Annotated in this window: 12 protein-coding genes; 10 read left to right on the forward strand and 2 right to left on the reverse strand. The window is 40.1% G+C overall.

Features of this window, described 5'->3' with window-relative positions; all coding sequences use genetic code 11:
* Positions 1-397: 397 nt before the first annotated feature.
* On the forward strand, positions 398-2,518 hold the full coding sequence (locus tag Q0541_RS08100) for a pentapeptide repeat-containing protein (RefSeq protein WP_298907989.1): 2,121 nt from the start codon (positions 398-400) through the stop codon (positions 2,516-2,518).
* A 201-nt stretch (positions 2,519-2,719) separates the two neighbouring features.
* On the opposite strand, the gene Q0541_RS08105 is transcribed toward Q0541_RS08100, so the two are convergent.
* Positions 2,720-3,100: an endonuclease domain-containing protein gene (locus Q0541_RS08105; RefSeq protein WP_298907992.1), complete on the reverse strand. Its 381-nt coding sequence runs from the start codon at positions 3,098-3,100 to the stop codon at positions 2,720-2,722.
* 434 nt (positions 3,101-3,534) lie between these two features.
* On the opposite strand from Q0541_RS08105, the gene Q0541_RS08110 reads away from it, so the two are divergent.
* The 5 genes from Q0541_RS08110 (at position 3,535) to Q0541_RS08130 (ending at position 8,892) form a co-directional block, all read left to right on the forward strand.
* Entirely contained in the window at positions 3,535-4,032 is a 498-nt protein-coding gene (locus tag Q0541_RS08110) for a tellurite resistance TerB family protein (protein ID WP_298907994.1), read from the forward strand.
* A 79-nt stretch (positions 4,033-4,111) separates the two neighbouring features.
* Positions 4,112-5,575, forward strand: a complete 1,464-nt coding sequence (gene dacB / locus Q0541_RS08115; RefSeq protein ID WP_298907999.1) for a D-alanyl-D-alanine carboxypeptidase/D-alanyl-D-alanine-endopeptidase — start codon at positions 4,112-4,114, stop codon at positions 5,573-5,575.
* Between the two features lie 619 nt (positions 5,576-6,194).
* Complete coding sequence (locus tag Q0541_RS08120; RefSeq protein WP_298908002.1) at positions 6,195-6,797, forward strand: TerD family protein; 603 nt, start codon at positions 6,195-6,197, stop codon at positions 6,795-6,797.
* A 70-nt stretch (positions 6,798-6,867) separates the two neighbouring features.
* Positions 6,868-7,440: a TerD family protein gene (locus tag Q0541_RS08125; RefSeq protein WP_298908005.1), complete on the forward strand. Its 573-nt coding sequence runs from the start codon at positions 6,868-6,870 to the stop codon at positions 7,438-7,440.
* A 102-nt stretch (positions 7,441-7,542) separates the two neighbouring features.
* Positions 7,543-8,892, forward strand: a complete 1,350-nt coding sequence (locus Q0541_RS08130; protein ID WP_298908008.1) for a VWA domain-containing protein — start codon at positions 7,543-7,545, stop codon at positions 8,890-8,892.
* Between the two features lie 195 nt (positions 8,893-9,087).
* Here Q0541_RS08130 and Q0541_RS08135 read toward each other — a convergent pair whose 3' ends face one another.
* On the reverse strand, positions 9,088-9,594 hold the full coding sequence (locus Q0541_RS08135) for a GNAT family N-acetyltransferase (protein WP_298908011.1): 507 nt from the start codon (positions 9,592-9,594) through the stop codon (positions 9,088-9,090).
* A gap of 387 nt (positions 9,595-9,981) precedes the next feature.
* On the opposite strand from Q0541_RS08135, the gene Q0541_RS08140 reads away from it, so the two are divergent.
* From Q0541_RS08140 to hetR, 4 genes are all read left to right on the forward strand, one after another.
* Positions 9,982-11,028 (forward strand): zinc-dependent dehydrogenase, encoded by a 1,047-nt coding sequence (locus Q0541_RS08140; RefSeq protein WP_298908014.1) that lies wholly within the window; start codon positions 9,982-9,984, stop codon positions 11,026-11,028.
* A 79-nt stretch (positions 11,029-11,107) separates the two neighbouring features.
* A complete protein-coding gene (locus tag Q0541_RS08145) occupies positions 11,108-12,418 on the forward strand; it encodes an inorganic phosphate transporter (RefSeq protein ID WP_298908016.1) in 1,311 nt (436 codons plus the stop codon).
* A gap of 579 nt (positions 12,419-12,997) precedes the next feature.
* Positions 12,998-15,247: an EamA family transporter gene (locus Q0541_RS08150; protein ID WP_298908019.1), complete on the forward strand. Its 2,250-nt coding sequence runs from the start codon at positions 12,998-13,000 to the stop codon at positions 15,245-15,247.
* A 2,065-nt stretch (positions 15,248-17,312) separates the two neighbouring features.
* Entirely contained in the window at positions 17,313-18,212 is a 900-nt protein-coding gene (gene hetR / locus Q0541_RS08155) for a heterocyst differentiation master regulator HetR (RefSeq protein WP_273765150.1), read from the forward strand.
* Positions 18,213-18,641 lie beyond the last annotated feature (429 nt).

The following is an 18,641-nucleotide window of genomic DNA, read 5'->3' on the forward strand; positions in this document are numbered from 1 at the left end:
ATAATTATAAATTGAAGTACTAAATTATTTGAGTAATGTTTGTAAGTTTACCTCTCCTGTTATGAGGTAGACCGCTCCCTTTACGAGGTAGACCGCTACAGTTGCAATATTAATAACTACAGCTTAAGTATGGTTACACCAACTTCAATATTGCTGATGATAACTTAAGCATTCAAAGGTGAGGGCGCACGGTTATGCACTTATACCACGTCTTGCATCCAAAATTTTTGTATTTTCCTTATTTTGCCAAAATCCGAAATATTGCACAGCAAACTTGTATAAAATCTCAGTGATACCAATTCTCTAAAATCCGTCACCAGATTAAAACCCCCAAACCAAGATTTAATCTGACTTTCTTAATTACGAATTACGAATTACGAATTACGAATTAGTGATTATGCCGCCAGACTACTCCGGTAAAAATCTTCGAGGTCGCTCTTTTCTAGGTCAAGACTTGACTGGAGTTAACTTTAGCAAGGCAGATATTCGAGGAACAAACTTTACCGAGGCTATTCTCAAAGATGCTGACTTCACGGGTGCTAAAGCTGGGCTACAGATACATTGGGTAATTAGATTGCTAATAATATTACTCCTATTATCAGCATTATCAGGATTTGCTTCGGAGTACGTTATATACGGACTGTATTGCTTGATTGACCCTAGTCAACCTTATACAAGAACGGCTAGTGTCGCTACTTTAGTAGTACTTGTATTTTTCTTTTCTCTGACTATTTATAAAGGTTTAGATATATCTCTAAACATCTCAATCTTTGTTAGTGCGATCGCTAGTTCCGTTGTGACCGCTACTATTAGCACCATTGTACATCTTCATGGTAACAATATGAGCAATGGTGTTTCATTTGCTGGTGCTGTTGCTGCTGCTATTGTTGATGCTGGCGTTATTGATGGCGCTATCATTATTGTTGGTATGAATCAAGTTAATATTTATAATTTCGTTAGAGTTGCTTTTATTGTCGGTTTTGCTGCTTTCTGTAGTTCCAATGTCGTAAGTGAAACAAGAGATAAAATTGATATTTTGTCTTTTCGTACCGTAACTGGCATAGTGATCACCTTTATTATGTCATTAAGTATTTATATCGCATGGAATGCAATGAAAGGAGATGAAAGATATGACTTGATTCGTAAAATAGCGATCGCTTTTGCAGCTATAGGTGGAACCAGCTTTCGTAATGCCGATTTAACAAACGTTGACTTTACTGGCGCAACTCTCAAAAATACAGATTTCAGAGAAGCAAACTTGACACGCACTTGTTTTTCCAAAGTCAAAAAACTTGACTTTGCCAGACTTGACAATACTATATTAACTAATCCAGATGTTCTTAAGTTACTCGTCACCGGCAATGGTAGGGAAAAGTCTTATATTGGTGCTAACTTTAAAGGTGCTAACCTCAACGGTGTTAATTTAACACAAGCAAATTTAAAAAATGCTGATATCAGTCAAGCCACCTTCCAACAAGCTTGTTTAGAGTGGGCAAACCTAACTCTAGCTCAAGCTGTTGGCACTAATTTTACTAACGCTCACATGACTGGTGTTTCTGTGGAAGCGTGGAATATTGAAAGTACAACTCTGTTAAATAATGTAGATTGTCGCTTTGTTTACCTTTTAGAACATCCCAAGCTTGAAACAGATGACCGCGAACGCCGTCCCAGTAGTGGGGAATTTCAACTAGGAGAATTTACTAAGCTGTTTGAAGAGGTTTTAAATACTGTTGATTTAATTTTCCGCAATGGCATAGACTGGAAAGCTTTTGTTAACGCCTTCCAAACAGTGAAAGACCAAAATGCAGACACAGAATTAGCTCTACAGAGTATTGAAAATAAAGGTGATGGCATAGTAGTCGTTAAAGTTGGTGTACCTGATGGTGCTGATAAAGAAAAGATTCATAGTGATTTTACACAAAGTTATCAACTGGCATTGCAAGCTGTAGAAGAAAAATATAAAGCACAATTACAAGCTAAAGATGAGCAAATAGTCGTTTATCGCCAACAAAGTGGAGAGATGACAGAGATTGTAAAATTATTAGCTAATAAGCCGATTAATGTTCAAGTTGACAACAAAGTAGAGAATAAAAATATGACTAACAGTAATGATGCCAGCCGCAAAATTGAAATTGGCAGTGTTGGCAGAGACTTTAATGCCAGTGGACAAGCTTTGAATTTGGGTGATATTAGCGGTACGGTAACAAATACCATCAACCAGTTACCAGCGTCTCCCGAACCAGAAAAACCGGGAATTAAGGAATTGTTGACGCAATTGCAAGCAGCAATTGAGGCTGATACAAACTTACCTCAAGAAGATAAAGCTGAGGCATTAGAACAAGTGAAAGCTTTAGCAGAAGCGGGGAAAAGTCCTCAAGAAGGGGGAATGCAAAAAGCGGCGAAAACGGCTATAAAGATTTTAAAAGGGACAATTTCTAGTTTACCCAGTGCCACAAAGTTGGTTGAACAATGCAGCAATCTATTGCCGTTGATTTCAAATTTTTTGGGTTTAGGTTGATCCGCCCGTGATTCAAATCGCGGGATAATATAGCGATGTCTACGACGGGCTACGCCTACGCTCGTTTGTATTGCAATAGACTTTGACCTCTCTCCTAAGAGGAGCTACGGTGTACACACAAGTCGAATTACCCCCCTTAATCCCCCCTTATAAAGGGGGGAAACAAGAGATTCTAGTTCCCTCCCCTTTATAAGGGGAGGGTTAGGGTGGGGTAACTTCCCTCAACCTACAAATAACTTCCCTAATCTTATCTACCACACCATCAATATCTTGATAAACTTCTTGATTCCTAAATCTCAAAATCCTCGTACCTTTTGATTCCAAAAATGCTTGGCGATCGCGGTAATATTCTGGAACTCCATCTTGATAGTGACTATCACCATCAATTTCTATGGCAAGTCTCAATTCCGAAGAATAAAAATCCACTACAAATCTGTCAATACTGTATTGTCTGCGAAATTTACAGCTTTCAATTTGTTGATTTCTAAGTTTTGCCCAAACTATTTTTTCAGATGAGGGCATATTGTTTCTGAGAGTTTGCCGTTTTTGCTTTTGTGAGGTTTGGTTATACAGTTTTGTCATCAGCGTTTTCATATTCCTGGAATGTACTTATTATTCCCAGGATTACCCCCCTTAATCCCCCCTTATAAAGGGGGGAAACAAGAAAATCCGATTCCCTCCCCTTTATAAGAGGGGAAACAAGAAAATCCGATTCCCTCCCCTTTATAAGGGGAGGGCTAGGGTGGGGTAAAAGAATATTTGATAGATCAATCATAACTTTTCAAACACATTCTCTTAGGCAGCGGTGGCGTACACAAGTATTAAAAACCTTGCTCCCTCAAGGCAACTTAACGGTTTTTATATGCAGATGAAGATATTTTCTGCGTATTTTTTATAAAAAAAAGATTCATCCCAATGTATATTTCCGTATTCTTTTGGGAATCATAAATCGAGGAAGAATTACAAACTGTAAGGTATTACTTCCTGAAATATCACGTAACTTTTAAAGGATAATTATGTCTAAACGCAAGTTGCCCAAAGGACGTAGCACCAGTTCAGTTGCTCTAGAACCAGAAGTTGCGATCGCAGTTATTGGAGTGTTTTCCGCAGCTGCTGATGGTGAAGGCATAACCATAGAAGAACAATACGGTTTGAGTGAAATGCTGGGTAGCGTTTCCCAATTTGAAGATTACTCTGATGAAGACTATGAAGAGTTGACTGAGAAAGTCGCCAGCTTACTAGAAGAAGAAGAACCTGAAGTTTTAATCGAGCAGGCGATCGCGTCCCTACCGAATAAAGGTTATCGCGAAGCTGCATACATTACCGCTATCGTGGTGGTAGGGATTGATGAGGAAGTACCCGAAACAGAACAAGATTATATCTCTGAGCTTCAGGAAGCCTTGAAGATTTCAGACAAGCGAGCACAAGAACTGATAGACGAAGTATTCGGGGCAGAGGAAGAAGAGGAGGATGAGGAAGAAGAGGAAGATGAGGAAGAAGAAGAGGAAGAATAGTCTTCATTTCCTCGTGTAGAACTGACGTAAAAAATATCGCACCAAGGTATTATCATCAAGTAGTTTTAAGAACTATGTGATGACCAGGAAAATTTCTCTTAGCTTAATGCTGCTGTTTCTGGGGACTCAAATTGGTGTTACCCAGCCAGCAGCTAAAGCACAAACCCCAGTTGCACCAACAACTTCCACAAAATCAATTTGCTCTAGTCAACTGGGAACAGCTATAGATGCTGTAATCAATCGTCCCTTATTCAGTCGGGGGCGCTGGGGAATTATGGTGCAACCCCTATCAACGGGGCCAACTCTTTACAGTCGGGATGCTCAGAAATATTTTACTCCCGCGTCTAACCTCAAATTGCTGACAACAGCAGCTGCATTGCAGCAACTGGGTGCAAATTTTCGGATTCGCACCTCAATTTATCAGAATGGCAATGGTGTTTTACGTGTTGTTGGTAGGGGAGATCCCAGCTTAAGTGATACTCAACTGCAAACATTGGCACAGCAGCTAAAACAGAAAGGTATTACCCAAATTCAGCGGTTGATAGCTGATGATAGTTATATTCAAGGTGATATTGTTAATCCTACCTGGCAATGGGAAGATGTGCAGTCAGACTATGGCGCACCAGTCAGCAGCTTTATTCTAAATCAAAATATTTTTAGCTTAAAACTTGTACCACAGGCTGTAGGTAAATCTTTACAAGTGCTGTGGATTGATCCTGGCGAGGCGAAACAGTGGCGGATAATTAATCAGTCAGTAACCGTTGCCCAAAATCAACCAACCTACGTCAACGTTACCCGCGAATTATCAGGAACAGTATTACGAATTCAAGGACAACTAACAACAAATTCTGAACAGTCTTTAATAGATTTACCTGTAGTTGACCCTAATTATTACTTCTTACGGCGCTTTCGTACTGCTTTGGCAACAGAAAAAATTACCTTGGGGCAAACATTAGTAGTAAGTGGTGGTGTTAATCAAGAAGAAATAGCATTTGTAGAGTCGCCACCTTTATCTGAATTATTAATGGAAACTCTTCAGAATAGTAATAATCTTTATGCTGAAGCACTGCTGAGAGCATTAGCTGTGAAAAAAATCAGAGTGAAAAATCAGACTAGCGCTGATGTAGGTTTGGAAGTTGTCAAAGCGAGTTTAACTCAATTGGGAGTTGATCCAGCAAATTATGTTTTAGTGGATGGTTCGGGTTTATCACGTCGTAACTTAGTGACACCAGAAGCTTTTGTGCAAACTTTGCGAGGAATAGCAAGAACATCAGCAGCAAATGTGTATCGCACATCTTTACCCGTAGCTGGGAAAAGTGGAACCCTAAAGGGCCGCTTTCAAGATACACCTGCTGAGGGCATTGTGCAAGCAAAAACAGGTACTTTAACGGGTGTGATTTCCTTATCTGGATATATGAATGCGCCTAAATATGAGCCGTTGGTTTTTAGTATTATCGTCAATCAATCGGAGCAACCTGCAACAGTTGTGCGCCAAGCTATTGATGAAATTGTTCTGTTACTAGTACAGTTACAGCGTTGTTAACAAATGTTTAGAAATGCAAAATTTTGCGTCTCTAGATTTGCCTACTCTGGTAATTAGTTGAAGCGATCGCAGTATAGGATGATTCAGAACATTGCTTCTGCCGTAACTTATTCACAACAAGGCTCTAGACTCCGAGCTATCACTTGGGCATTAACCCAAAGACAATAATGTTTAATAGTTTAGCGCAGTTGTAGTCTGCTTTATAACGACGATTATACCAGTACTACCAACAAAAAAATATGTGACAGAAATGTCAGAGTATTTGATATTACGTATTTTTCCTGATTACACTGCTTTTTAAAGGTGACTACGATAGAGCGCATAACAAATTATGATGTGCCTTCAACTATATGGCCTGTTATTACTCAACTTGAAATAGATAAACTCATTTGTTAACTCTGACAAAAAACCGAGATTACACAATAAAAATTGCTAGCTTAATTGGGTGTTACTTGCTTTAATGCATCATGATTGTTCATACCAATCTAAACGCACAAAAAGTAGTAAACATTAACAAAGTTCAAAAGCTAGAACCAACCCTAAAAAAATGCTGATACAAACAGCTACCCAATCAAATAGCTGAAAACATTAGCAATCTCAATATATTCAAGATAATCACATGGGAATAAACCTCAAAAAAGGGCAACATATCTCACTTTCTAAAGAAGCTCCTGGGCTAACAAAGCTGATGTGCGGACTAGGCTGGGATGTAGCAAAACGTTCTGCTGGTGGTTTTTTTGGGGCTTTCAGTAATACTCAAGACTGTGACTTGGATGCTTCTGTAATCTGTTTAGATCAAAAGGACAAAATAACAGATATAAGTAACGTTATTTACTTTAGAAACTTATCCCACAAATCAGGAGCTATTACCCATTTGGGTGATAATATCACGGGTGTAGGAGCAGGTGATGACGAGCAGATTATTGTAGATTTAACTCGACTACCAAAAGAGATTGTCAAACTAGTTTTTACAGTTAACATTTACGACTGCATTGCTCGTAAACAAGAATTTGCACAGGTACAAAATGCCTTTGTGCGGCTGGTCAATACATCTAACAATCAAGAAATTGCCAAGTATCATTTATCTGGGTCTGAATACAAAGGAATGACCGGAATGGTCATGGCTGAAATTTACAATCACAATAATGAGTGGAAAATGGCAGCTATTGGTAACGGCATTAAGGTTAATGGTTTAGAGGGACTTATGAGAGTCTATGCTTAACTGCTTATTGAGTTGAGTAACTCAATAAAAACTCTGAATAAAATTCATTTTGAAAAAATAGGTAGTTATTATGTCAATTAACCTCAGCAAAGGCGAAAGAATCAATCTTTCAAAAGAAGCACCAAGCTTGAAAAATGCTGGAATTGGTTTAGGATGGGATGTCAACGTTACAGATACAGGTTCCGTTTTTGACCTTGATGCTTCTATATTTATGTTAGGTGGTAACGGAAAAATTCCTAACGAAAAATACTTTATCTTCTATAACAACTTACAATCACCAGATAGTTCTGTGAAACATGAGGGAGATAGCAGAACTGGAGAAGGTGTTGGAGACGATGAAACAATTCAAATTGATTTGAGCAAAGTTGATACTTCAGTTCAAGAAATAGTTTTTGTCGTCACCATACATGAAGCAGAGCAAAGAAAGCAAAACTTTGGGCAAGTCAGAAACTCGTTTATCAGAATTTATGACAATGCCACAGAAAAACAAATTGCTAAGTACGAATTAGAGGAAGATGCATCGGTAGAAACTGCAATTGAATTTGGTAAGCTTTATCGAAAAGATGGAGAATGGAGATTCCAAGCTGTCGGCGCTGGTTATAAATCAGGGCTGCAAAGTTTTGTAGATAGATATGCTGCTTAGTAGCTATCTCAGAAAGTAATAAAAAGGGGGTAACAGTAATGAATACCCCCTTTTTATGTATAAAGTAATTAACAAAAATTAAATTGATTGGATGTATGTAAAATGGAAATTGAATTAAGCAAAGGTGGGAGATTTAATCTTTCTAAAGAAGCTCCCAACTTAAAGAAAGTAGCCATTGGTTTGAGTTGGCAAATAAATCAAGCTGGACAAACCTATGATATTGATGCTTCCGTATTTATGTTAGGCGCAGATGGTAAAATACCCGATGAAAAATACTTTATCTTCTACAACAACCTGCAATCTCTCGATGGTTCTTTAAGACACTCAGGAGATAATAGAACTGGGGAAGGTAATGGAGATGATGAGACAATTTATGTTGATTTGGCAAAAGTAAACCCAGCTATTCAGGAGATAGTTTTTGTTGTCACTATTCATCAAGAGCAAGAAAAAAATCAAAATTTTAGCCAAATAAAAAATGCTTTTATCAAAATTTACAATAACGAAAACAGAAATTCTTTGGCTCGGTACAACTTAAGAGAGGCTTTTTCTCAAGAGACAGCTTTGGAATTTGGACGCTTGTATAAAAAGGACAATGAATGGAGGTTTCAAGCAGTAGGAGAAGGCTATCGTTCCGGGCTACAAAGTTTTGTAGATAAGTATGTTGTCGAAACTAAACAGGAAGAAAAGAAAGTGGAGCCTAAAGTTAACATTCCTGTAGTAACTTCTTATATTGATATCACAAAAAAAGCTGATATTAGCTTGTTAAAAGCCAAAGTTGATATTGTCCTAAAAAAAAGAGGTATTAGTCAAGATGCAGCAAGAGTCGCCTTGGTTTTAGATATTTCTGGCTCTATGAACCATCAATATAATTCTGGCGCAGTACAAGCGTTTCTTGAAAGAATAGTTCCTGTAGCTAGTAGGCTAGATGATAATAAAACATTAGATGTTTGGTTTTTTGGATCAAAATACAAAAGGACAAAATCAGTAACAGAGATGAACGTTGAGGGTTACATTAATAAAGAATGTGGTGAAGCTAAGAGAGCTTTACTTGTTTTTAAAATGCCCTCTCTTATGCTCGAATTAGGTGGTGGAAACAATGAAAGTTCAGTAATAAAAGATGTAATCAAGAAGTATATTCAAGAACAACCTAGTAAACTGCCTACATTGATTGTATTTCTCAGCGATGGAGGTGTGACTGATGAACAAGAGATGAAAAAAAGTATTATTGAGGCAGCAAAATATCCTATATTCTGGCAATTTGTTGGCTTGGCTGGTTCTAATTATGGAATTTTGGAAAGATTAGATACAATGGGTGGTCGCATCGTTGATAATGCTGATTTTTTTCATGTTGATGATTTAAGAAAAATAACTGATGAGCAGTTGTATGAAAGACTGTTAAATGAATTTCCTAGTTGGATGAAACAGATTAGAGCAAAAGGTATTTTAAGTTAGAGTTATGAAGCAAATATCGTATCAATAGATTGAGAACTGTATCCTCTATTATCCATACCGGATAAAATTCTCAGTCGGAGTTTTGCCCTTCTTGTGGAATAACTCTTATAGACAAAGATAGCGAATTTCGCCGTTGTATTTGGGTAGATGTATCGGCAATGAACAGATTCACTGAAACCTTGCACTCCCACAACTTCAAGCTGTGGAAGTGTCAATAATTCTGAGTCCCATGATCACTAAGTCGCATTCAACACTGTCAATTTCGGCAATTTTAGGTAAATGTCCCCAATGTTGAAAACCAAATGTTTCAAAAAGTTTTAAACTGGGTTGATTGTGGGCAAAAATTAAGCATACTAGGGTCTTTAAACCTAAATTTGGACTCTCGCTAATTGCTTGTGCTAATAGTTGTCGTCCCAAACCACATCGATGAAAGTGAGGGGCTATGTAAATGCTAATTTCGGCAGTCCTACTATAGGCGGGCCGCCCATAAAAGGATTGGAAACTAAGCCATCCAGCAATTACTCCCTCTACTTCGATTACCCAAAGTGGGCGTTGTGAAGGCGATCGCGCCTTAAACCAAGGAAGGCGACTTTCCACAGATACTGGCTCTAAATCAGCGGTTGCCATGCGGCTAGGAATTGCAGCATTATAAATTGCCACAATAGCAGGCAAGTCAGTTTCAGTTGCATGGCGAATAGTCATTGCTACCGTTTTAGAGAAAATCTTGAGAAAATATTCAAAAATAATACAGCGTTAACAGCGTTCCGAAAGCCGTAACACACCCTAGTACTCTGTCAATAAATAATTGAGGGATGCGGATTGTTCGTAGTTTGCGCTTTAGCGAAGACAGCGCCAACTACGAACCGATCAAATCAAACTTGACAGATTACTACACTATCTCACCAGAATAGTTTTGGCTCCCCATCGTACCGCTTGGATAGCAGCCGCACCCATAAGTTTTTTTGAGCTTCTAGAATTACTCAGTAGAGAAGCACCAAGATTTACAAACAATATTAAATCCCAAACTTGATAACCTAACCTGAACCACTAAATGTTACATCTAGTATCGTTGAGCGGTGAAAAACTAACGTGAAAGCACAAGTATTTAGAGGCGTCAATCAACTGTCTTACGAAGATATCCCAGTTCCAACCCTAGAACCAGATGAAGTGCTGGTACAGGTGCGGGTAGTGGGGTTGTGTCAGTCAGATATTAAAAAAATTCGTTATCCACTGTATGAACCGCCGCGCATTTTTGGACATGAAACTGCCGGCACGATCGCAGCATTAGGCAATAATGTCAAAGGTTGGCAAGTTGGACAACGGGTAGCGGTGATGCACCACATCCCCTGTATGCGTTGCACCTACTGCCTAAACGATAATTTCTCCATGTGTGATGTTTACAAAAACATCTCCACAACCGCAGGCTTTAACGCCAGTGGCGGCGGTTTTGCTGATTATGTCAAGGTTCCCGGACATATTGTCCAAAATGGGGGGCTGATTCCTATCCCCGATCGCATCAGTTTTGAAGAAGCGAGTTTTGTAGAACCGACTAACTGCTGCTTGAAAGCTGTTAAAAAAGCCCAAATTGCCCCTGGACAAACTGTGTTAGTTACTGGTGCTGGGCCAATTGGGTTAACGTTTATCATGTTGGCGAAGTATTTTGGAGCAAAAGCGCTCGCCACCGATTTACTGCCCTCTAGAATCGAAAAAGCCTTAAGTGTCGGTGCAGAGGCGGCTTTTGATGCCCGTGATCCCGATTTACCAGCAAAAATCCATGCCCTAACTGGTGGACTGGGTGTTGATGTTACCCTGCTGGCTGTTCCTAGTGATAAAGCTTTCTTTCAAGCACTTGATTGTACCCGCAAGGGTGGCAAAATCTTGTTTTTCGCCGAATTCCCTGATGAGGTGGAAATTCCCATTAATCCCAATATTCTTTACCGTCGGGAAATTGACTTGATCGGCAGTTACAGCTCATCTTATCGGCTTCAGAGTCTATCAGCTGATATTGTATTTAATCAGCGGATTGACGTGCAAGCGTTGATTAGCGATCGCTATCCATTAAAAGATTTATCAGCAGCTGTGGAAGTTGCGATCGCACCCACACCGGATACTTATAAAATCTTAATTTATCCGTAAAAGGGTATGGGGAGATGAGGAAGCAATTTTTCTCCCCCATCTCCTCCTGCTCCCTCGTCTTTTTGTTAAACTCAAAAAAATGCTTATTACCCTAGTTGCAGTCGCTCTACTAGCCTTCTACGTCGCCTGGAATCTCGGAGCAAACGATGTTGCTAACGCAATGGGAACCTCTGTAGGTTCCAAAGCTGTTACCCTCAAACAGGCACTAATAATTGCTGGGGTATTAGAGTTTACAGGGGCTGTATTGTTTGGACATGAAGTAACCGAAACCCTAGCGACGAAAATTGCTAATCCCGCTTTATTCGCAGCTACACCCCAAATATTCGTTGTTGGGATGGTAACGGTGCTAATTTCCTGTGGTGTGTGGTTGCAAATTGCTACATCACGCGGTTTACCTGTATCCTCTTCTCATGCAGTTGTTGGTGCGATCGCCGGATTTAGTTGGGTAGCTTTGGGAGTAAATGCAATTGATTGGTCATCAATTGGCTTAATTACCATTGGCTGGGTTTTGACACCGTTAATTAGTGGTGTGATCGCCGCTTTATTCTACAGTCAAATCAAGTACTGGATTTTGGATCAACCCAATCAAGTAGTGCAGTTACAAGAGTGGATTCCCTGGTTGAGTACTCTACTGCTAGGTGTATTCGGCGTAATTGTATTACCATCGCTGACTGAACCGCTAACCAATTTTGTAATTGAGCAAGCTGGTTTTCCAATCCCTGCTTACGATATCCCACTCTTAACGGGTGCAATCGCAGCAGTTGGACTCACAATCATTAGTTGGCGACAATTGGAAGATTTGGGGGAAGTGGAGGAAAAATTTCCACCCCAGACTCAGGAATTACCATCAATCCAAAATCCAAAATCTCAAATCCCAAATCCAGTTGAGCGCTTATTCGGACGATTCCAACTGCTAAGTGCTTGCTTTGTAGCTTTTGCTCATGGTTCTAATGATGTGGGAAATGCGATCGCTCCTTTAGCTGCGATCGTCTACATCAATCGCACTGGTAGCGTACCTACAGATGGTATTACTATCCCCATTTGGATTTTAATCCTTGGTGGTGCTGGTATTGTTGGTGGTTTAGCTGTCTGGGGTAAAAAAGTCATCGCCACTATTGGCGAAAATATTATTGCCTTGCAACCTAGTAGTGGATTTTGTGCCGAACTTGCTACTGCTACCACCATCCTCATTGCCTCCCGGCTAGGTTTACCAGTCTCCACATCCCATGCTCTCGTCGGCGGTGTAGTTGGTATTGGACTAGTGCAAAATATCAAGTCGATTAAGTTCAAAACACTACAAGGCATTGCTGCCGCATGGCTAATTACAATCCCCGTGAGTGCTGGCCTGTGCGCTGCCATCTTTAGCATCGCTCGGATTTTATTTTTGTAAGAATTATTAATATTTTGCTAACTTTTTCCTCTACTGCATCTACTCACAGCAAAACATAGACTGCAACAACGCCAAAAAAGCGGGTTTTTGCAGAATTGCTGCTGATTCATTAGAATGTTGTGCAGGGGATAGCGTAACTTTGAATTTCCACAGAAAGATACTTTAATCTCTATTTAGAGATGTAAACTGTCACACAAGTTACATTCCACACAAATTTACAGCTAGTTTCGCAAGTCAGACAATTTTGTGACGGTAGCGCACGCATCTGCAAGTCTTTGATAATTACTATTGGCAGCAAAACAATAAATATTTATTTGGAGTGAGATTTCTTTCAAAGTAAAAATCTCATTGGCGAATAATTGATGTAAATTAAACATGCTGAAGAAAACACCGTGGATTAAGCACTATCGCAAATTTGATGCTATGCCAAGTTGTGTTCAGGATGACAGAATTACGTTGAAATGCGGAAGTGCTGTTAAAATTTTTAATTTATCTGGCAAAATACAGGAAATTAAGATGAGCGCCAAGAAATTGTACGGGAAGCAGCTTTATCGTCAAGGTGTTAGAGGTTAGAAGCTAATGGGGCGATTCGAGAAGCAACCAGAAAACCCGAGAGTCAGAGGCGAGCTATCTAGAGCAGCAGAAAATGCTCTTTGGGCTGTAGTTGAAGACTTAGAAAATCTTCAGCAGAATGTCCTCAGAGTGTTACAAGAAGACGTAAAGCGGCTTCAGTCAGAAAAAAATCGGTTATCTGATGACATTCAAAGCTTGCTAGAGGAAAAAGAGCATTTACAACAAGTGCGCCAAATTACTGAACAGCAAGTGTTAATTCGTCAACTGGCAGAAGTTCTGGCAAAGCATATATCTTCACAACTGCAATCCTCTCTGGCGACTTTAGCTAACCAAACCATAGAGGGCAAGTCTTATGATCAAGCTGCGCTGAAATCCGCCCAAGTCAGCAGCAATGTTGTAGTAGGTGAAATCAATGAAAAAGTCGAACACATGTTTGACAGCCTGGATGACACCGTTACTGTTACCTTTAACTCGCTGCAACAGGAACTGAAAAACTATCAAAGTAATCTTTCCCAACAGTTGTCACGGATGTATAGCCAGCAGCAGCAAGGGGAAACGATTTTGGCGGAGTTTGTTAATCGCCTGCATGGAGAACTAGAAAAAACTACAGAAGAAACTTCACGCAAACCAGCAACAGCAGGTACACCTACTGTTTTGCAGTTTACGGAGCCAGAGAAAAACAGTTCTTTTGAGACATCCCCGCCACCGTTTGGCGAAGTAGTAAGAAATTCCCCTGAGCCAATTTCCCCGATCCCTAATAAATTTTTAGAAAGGGAAACTAAATCAGAGCCGACAATTGTTAGAGAAAACGCCGCGAACCCAATTTCTGTCCCCAGCAAGGATTTGTTTCAAAAGGAAACTAAATCAGAGCCGACGATTGTTAAAGAAAACGCCGCGAACCCAATTTCTGTCCCCAGCATGGACTTGTTTCAAAGGGAAACTAAATCAGAGCCTCCTGCTGCTGTCGTTCCGCCACCAAAGGACAATGCCACCGAACCAATTTCTATCCTCAATAAGGACTTACCAGAAAGCGAAACTATACCAGAGGCTCCGATCGCATCCGTGCTACACCCGAGAGCAATACAACCTTCACAAAAGAGAAACGCTGCTGAACCAATTTCTGTCCTCCGCAGGAACGGGTCACAGAGCAAAGCTAAATCTTCACCTTCTACCGCCCTAGAGCCACCGCCGGGATCAAGACCCCCACAACCGCGATCGCCTAATTCCTCAGGCTTATCGCCCATCCAAAAAATCGGTTTATTGCTGATTGTCTTATCGGCAGTGATATCGTCGCTTTACAACATAGCCATCAAGGTAATTTTCCACGAAGGTTCCCAGATTTTTGGAGTATTAGAGGTAGAGCGGTTGCTGCCGCCGACTTTAGGCAATATTTTGTTAATTTTGACACTACGATTTATGGTAGTAGTACCACTGATGGTACTGTTGTCTCCTATATTGCATCCCAGACTGTGGCAAGACCTGGAAAGCTTGGCTAATTCAGTCCGAGGAAATCCCACATCTGCCAATGCAGCTACCAAGCAGATTTTGCTGTTCTCGATTGTGAGTGGGTGCTTTTTGTTTTTGTCTCAGGTGCTCATATACATTGCGATTGCTCAAGTCACAACTGGAATGGCGATCGCACTGTTCTTTGTCTATCCGATGGTTAGCGGTTTATTGTCGTGGTTTCTGTTTCGCGATCGCCCTACCATATTCCGCATTGGTGCGATCGCCGCGATTTGCTGCGGTGAATTGTTGGTTTTAGGGGGTTCTTCCACGATTAGTACGAGTAATACTTCAATGGGAAGCAGCACCGCTATTCTTTCGGGTGTAGCTTTTGCTGCCTATATAATTCTGACGCGGGTTTGTGCTAGCAAACTGCATCCCGTGACTTTTACTTTAATTAACTTCGCTACCATGTTGTTGTTGAGCTTTATCTGCTTGATGCTACCCTTTTGGAACTTGGTAGTTGACCCCTCTAAGATGCTGGAACTGGTTTTAAGCGCATTTATTTTGGGTGTGCTGACTCTTGCAGGCTATTTGCTCAACAATGTTGGTATTAGTAAACTAGGTGGCTCACGAGCGGCGCTCATCGGTGGTACCATCCCAGTTTTAACCGTGATTTTCGCTGGGTTAATCATTCAAGAAAATTTGGATTTTGTGCAAATTCTGGGAGTGTTATTAGTAACCTTTGGCGCGGCTGCTTTCAGCTTTGAAACAATGCGAAATCAGGTTAAACCCTCTAGTCCCACGAATTAAATGGCCAGTTCAATCAGTTTAGCTGAACTACCCCACGGATAAATCCGGGGGGTTCCAACTCGACTAACATCTCTAAACTAATGCGATCACAGGTCTTCTATATATTTTAGATTCTAAATTTCTATATCTATCAGGACTTACGCATTGAAAACCTGAAACCTTGATCCCCCCTTTTAAAAACCTACGCTATGTCTCCCCTAAGAGCTTGCTCTTAGGGGTTGGGGGTGGGGTGTTAGGGACTTTTGCAAGAGGTCTATTGATTATTAATAATATATTTTATGAACTTAGCCTGATATAGGTGAGGAAAACACCTATATATAAGCAGTAATCAGAATAACTTGACTTGTAATATATTTTTATGAATTTAGCCTGATACAGGTAGGGAAAACACGTATATATAAGCAGTACGAGTAGTACTAACTCAAGCAATTGAGCGTGGGTATTTGCTCAGAGGAAAGATTTACAAGGAGTTAAAGCGATTGCAACACGTTTTTGAACTTGGAGATGAAAAAGCAGCACCGCGAACTAAACTAACCCGTTTTTTAAGCGTGAGAGATTGTTGTAGCTACATGAATATATGGAGCGATCGCCCGTGAAAAGGCTAATAAAATTATTCTACGGTAACCTCTGCGAGCAACGCAAAATTTAAAATGCCTCATTTTTATGCTCTTGAGCTTAGTGAGATGGTATTCTTTAAGTGGGTCGGCGTAAATATTTGTAGTTGAGACGAGACAAAGGCAGGAGGCAGAAAGTAGAAGGGAAGAGGGTTTTAGCCCCATTCATTTTTATTTACATAGTTACGTTTATTTGTGCCTTTCTAGTTATTTCTGCCGTTTTCTAGGAGTCAATCTGGTCTACGATTGCCCAGATGCCCAGAAAATGAATGTTTATATCGTAGCTTGCTGCGGATTCTCCTGCTTTTATAGCAACAAACTGTCCACGCCATTCAAGTCCTTCAAACCTATAAAACAGCGGGGTAAAAATATACTTGAAAGTAGCCAAGGAATTAGTTAAATGATCAAAGGATAATATTCTTTCATGAAAAAAATATAAATCACTTGAAAAAAATTATCTAAATAATCATCAAGTGGAATCCAATCTGTTTTATTATATATCTGGCTAATAAGTAAATTTTTAGCCGATTAGCATTATCAAGAAGCCTGATGGCTATGCGATTAATTCGGACTAAATCGCGGCTTTCTGTGTCAGCCCATCAACAGAAAAGGATAAATGAAACTGCGACTTAGTAGGATATTTAGAAATATCATCAAACTTTGATTTAGGCGAATGTAACTTACTTAAATACGGTTCATTTCTCAAATCAAAAAAACATAAACTTATGCAAAAGAGAAAAACAATGATATGATCAAGAACGAGATTGGAAAAAACAACAGGTATTTTGAAATTGGAATTATTTGCTCTACTTGAGGTCTACTATCTTCCCTCAAGCCGATGGCCTATACTGCCGAGATATGACTTGAGGTTGTGAAGGGGATGATAGTTGAGAACGATCTGTGTAGCTCAACCTCTGAATGTGGCTACACCTGATAAGCGATTTCTTTTTAGACCATTCCCAATTATTTCTAGCCACCTGTGTACTATAATTAATTCGCCAAAGCTGAATAAAAACCATCTTTTTCGAGTAACAGATATCCCAAATGAACCGCACAAACTAATTCTTACTCCGAGTCGGCATAGTGCCATAATTAGGTGTAAGCGGCTTGACATTGTTGCTCTTGAAAGATGAGAAAAACCCCAGAAAACTTAAAGGCTTTGTAGATTATTTACAATACAGTTGACTTTTGGGAAGTAAACCGCCGTCAAGCTGAACTTTGTGATGTCTATAATTTTCCGGTCAGATGCAGGGACAGTTTATAGTAACAACCACTCTCATCTGCCTTTGTACCAGAAAATATGCGAAAACGGTAGTTTGCGCTACCACCGATTTAATAGTTATCGCATACTAATATAGTTTGAAGTAAAGACATTGCCTTCAGCCAAGTGTATACTACCTATTTTCACTCGATTAAAAACTGTGTAAACGTGCTATTCAATTGTCTGTAATATGAGTAACGACATAGATCTGATCAAACGTCTTGACCCCAGTGCGATGGATCAGATCATGCTTTATCTGGCTTTTAGTGCCATGCGGACGAGTGGGCACAGGCATGGGGCATTTTTAGACGCAGCCGCAACGGCAGCAAAGTGTGCAATTTACATGACCTATTTGGAGCAGGGACAAAACCTGCGAATGACAGGGCATTTGCACCACCTGGAGCCAAAACGGGTAAAAATTATTGTAGAAGAAGTCAGACAGGCACTAACAGAAGGCAAACTGTTAAAAATGTTGGGTTCTCAGGAACCTCGCTATTTGATTCAATTGCCTTATGTCTGGCTAGAAAAATATCCTTGGCAACCGGGGCGATCGCGCGTTCCTGGTAGCAGTCTGACAAGTGAAGAAAAAAGACAAATTGAGCAGAAACTGCCAAGTAATCTACCTGATGCCCAGTTAGTTAGCTCCTTTGAATTTCTGGATTTGATTGAGTTTTTGCACAAGCGATCGCAAGAAGATTTGCCACCCGAACACCAAATGCCTTTGAGTGAAGCCTTGGGTGAGCATATCAAGCGCCGTCTGCTCTACTCAGGAACAGTAACACGCATTGATTCTCCTTGGGGAATGCCCTTCTACGCTCTTACCCGTCCTTTTTATGCCCCAGCAGACGATCAAGAACGCACTTACATCATGGTGGAAGATACCGCTCGGTATTTCCGAATGATGAAAGATTGGGCAGAACGGCGACGAAATGCCATGCGCTTGTTGGAAGAACTTGATATCCTCCCAGAAAAAATGCAGCAGGCTATGGAAGAATTGGATGAAGTTATCCGTGCCTGGGGAGATAAATATCACCAAGACGGAGGTATTCCAGTGATTTTACAGACGGCTTTTGGCGAAAGAGAAGACTAGTAACGCTACGCAAAATTCAAAATTTGAAAAGCTTACTTTCTAAACTTTTCACTGGTTTTGTCCCTTGCTTAAAAGTCTTGTGATTACCCACATTTTTGTAACAGTTAAACTGTTGCACTGACCGAATCCCACCAATAAGTTGAGTTCTTAGCTGATAGCTAAAGTCTAATCAAGTGGACTGAAATTTTCCCTTTTACATTGGATAGCCATGTAGATAGTTGAAAATTTTGTATTTAGTCCTCTTGAGAGGAATGCAAGCTTATTAGCCTCGGAATTTATTCCGAGGAGGAATGGTAACGAAGCAGAAGATTTAAAAAATGTTACTAATGATAAAGCTTAAAAGTAGGGGCATAGTTGGTCTATTTACACTGTAATACTGTACTAGAGCATCGATTCACTAATCAAAAACCTAACCCCCCACCCCCCACC

Source organism: uncultured Nostoc sp. (assembly GCF_937863485.1).
Lineage (GTDB): Bacteria > Cyanobacteriota > Cyanobacteriia > Cyanobacteriales > Nostocaceae > Nostoc.

Coding starts and splice junctions, on each gene's coding strand:
- Q0541_RS08100 (WP_298907989.1), top strand. CDS start 398: ATGCCGCCAGACTACTCCGGTAAAAATCTTCGAGGTCGCTCTTTTCTA.
- Q0541_RS08105 (WP_298907992.1), bottom strand. CDS start 3,100: ATGACAAAACTGTATAACCAAACCTCACAAAAGCAAAAACGGCAAACT.
- Q0541_RS08110 (WP_298907994.1), top strand. CDS start 3,535: ATGTCTAAACGCAAGTTGCCCAAAGGACGTAGCACCAGTTCAGTTGCT.
- dacB (WP_298907999.1), top strand. CDS start 4,112: ATGACCAGGAAAATTTCTCTTAGCTTAATGCTGCTGTTTCTGGGGACT.
- Q0541_RS08120 (WP_298908002.1), top strand. CDS start 6,195: ATGGGAATAAACCTCAAAAAAGGGCAACATATCTCACTTTCTAAAGAA.
- Q0541_RS08125 (WP_298908005.1), top strand. CDS start 6,868: ATGTCAATTAACCTCAGCAAAGGCGAAAGAATCAATCTTTCAAAAGAA.
- Q0541_RS08130 (WP_298908008.1), top strand. CDS start 7,543: ATGGAAATTGAATTAAGCAAAGGTGGGAGATTTAATCTTTCTAAAGAA.
- Q0541_RS08135 (WP_298908011.1), bottom strand. CDS start 9,594: ATGACTATTCGCCATGCAACTGAAACTGACTTGCCTGCTATTGTGGCA.
- Q0541_RS08145 (WP_298908016.1), top strand. CDS start 11,108: ATGCTTATTACCCTAGTTGCAGTCGCTCTACTAGCCTTCTACGTCGCC.
- Q0541_RS08150 (WP_298908019.1), top strand. CDS start 12,998: ATGGGGCGATTCGAGAAGCAACCAGAAAACCCGAGAGTCAGAGGCGAG.
- hetR (WP_273765150.1), top strand. CDS start 17,313: ATGAGTAACGACATAGATCTGATCAAACGTCTTGACCCCAGTGCGATG.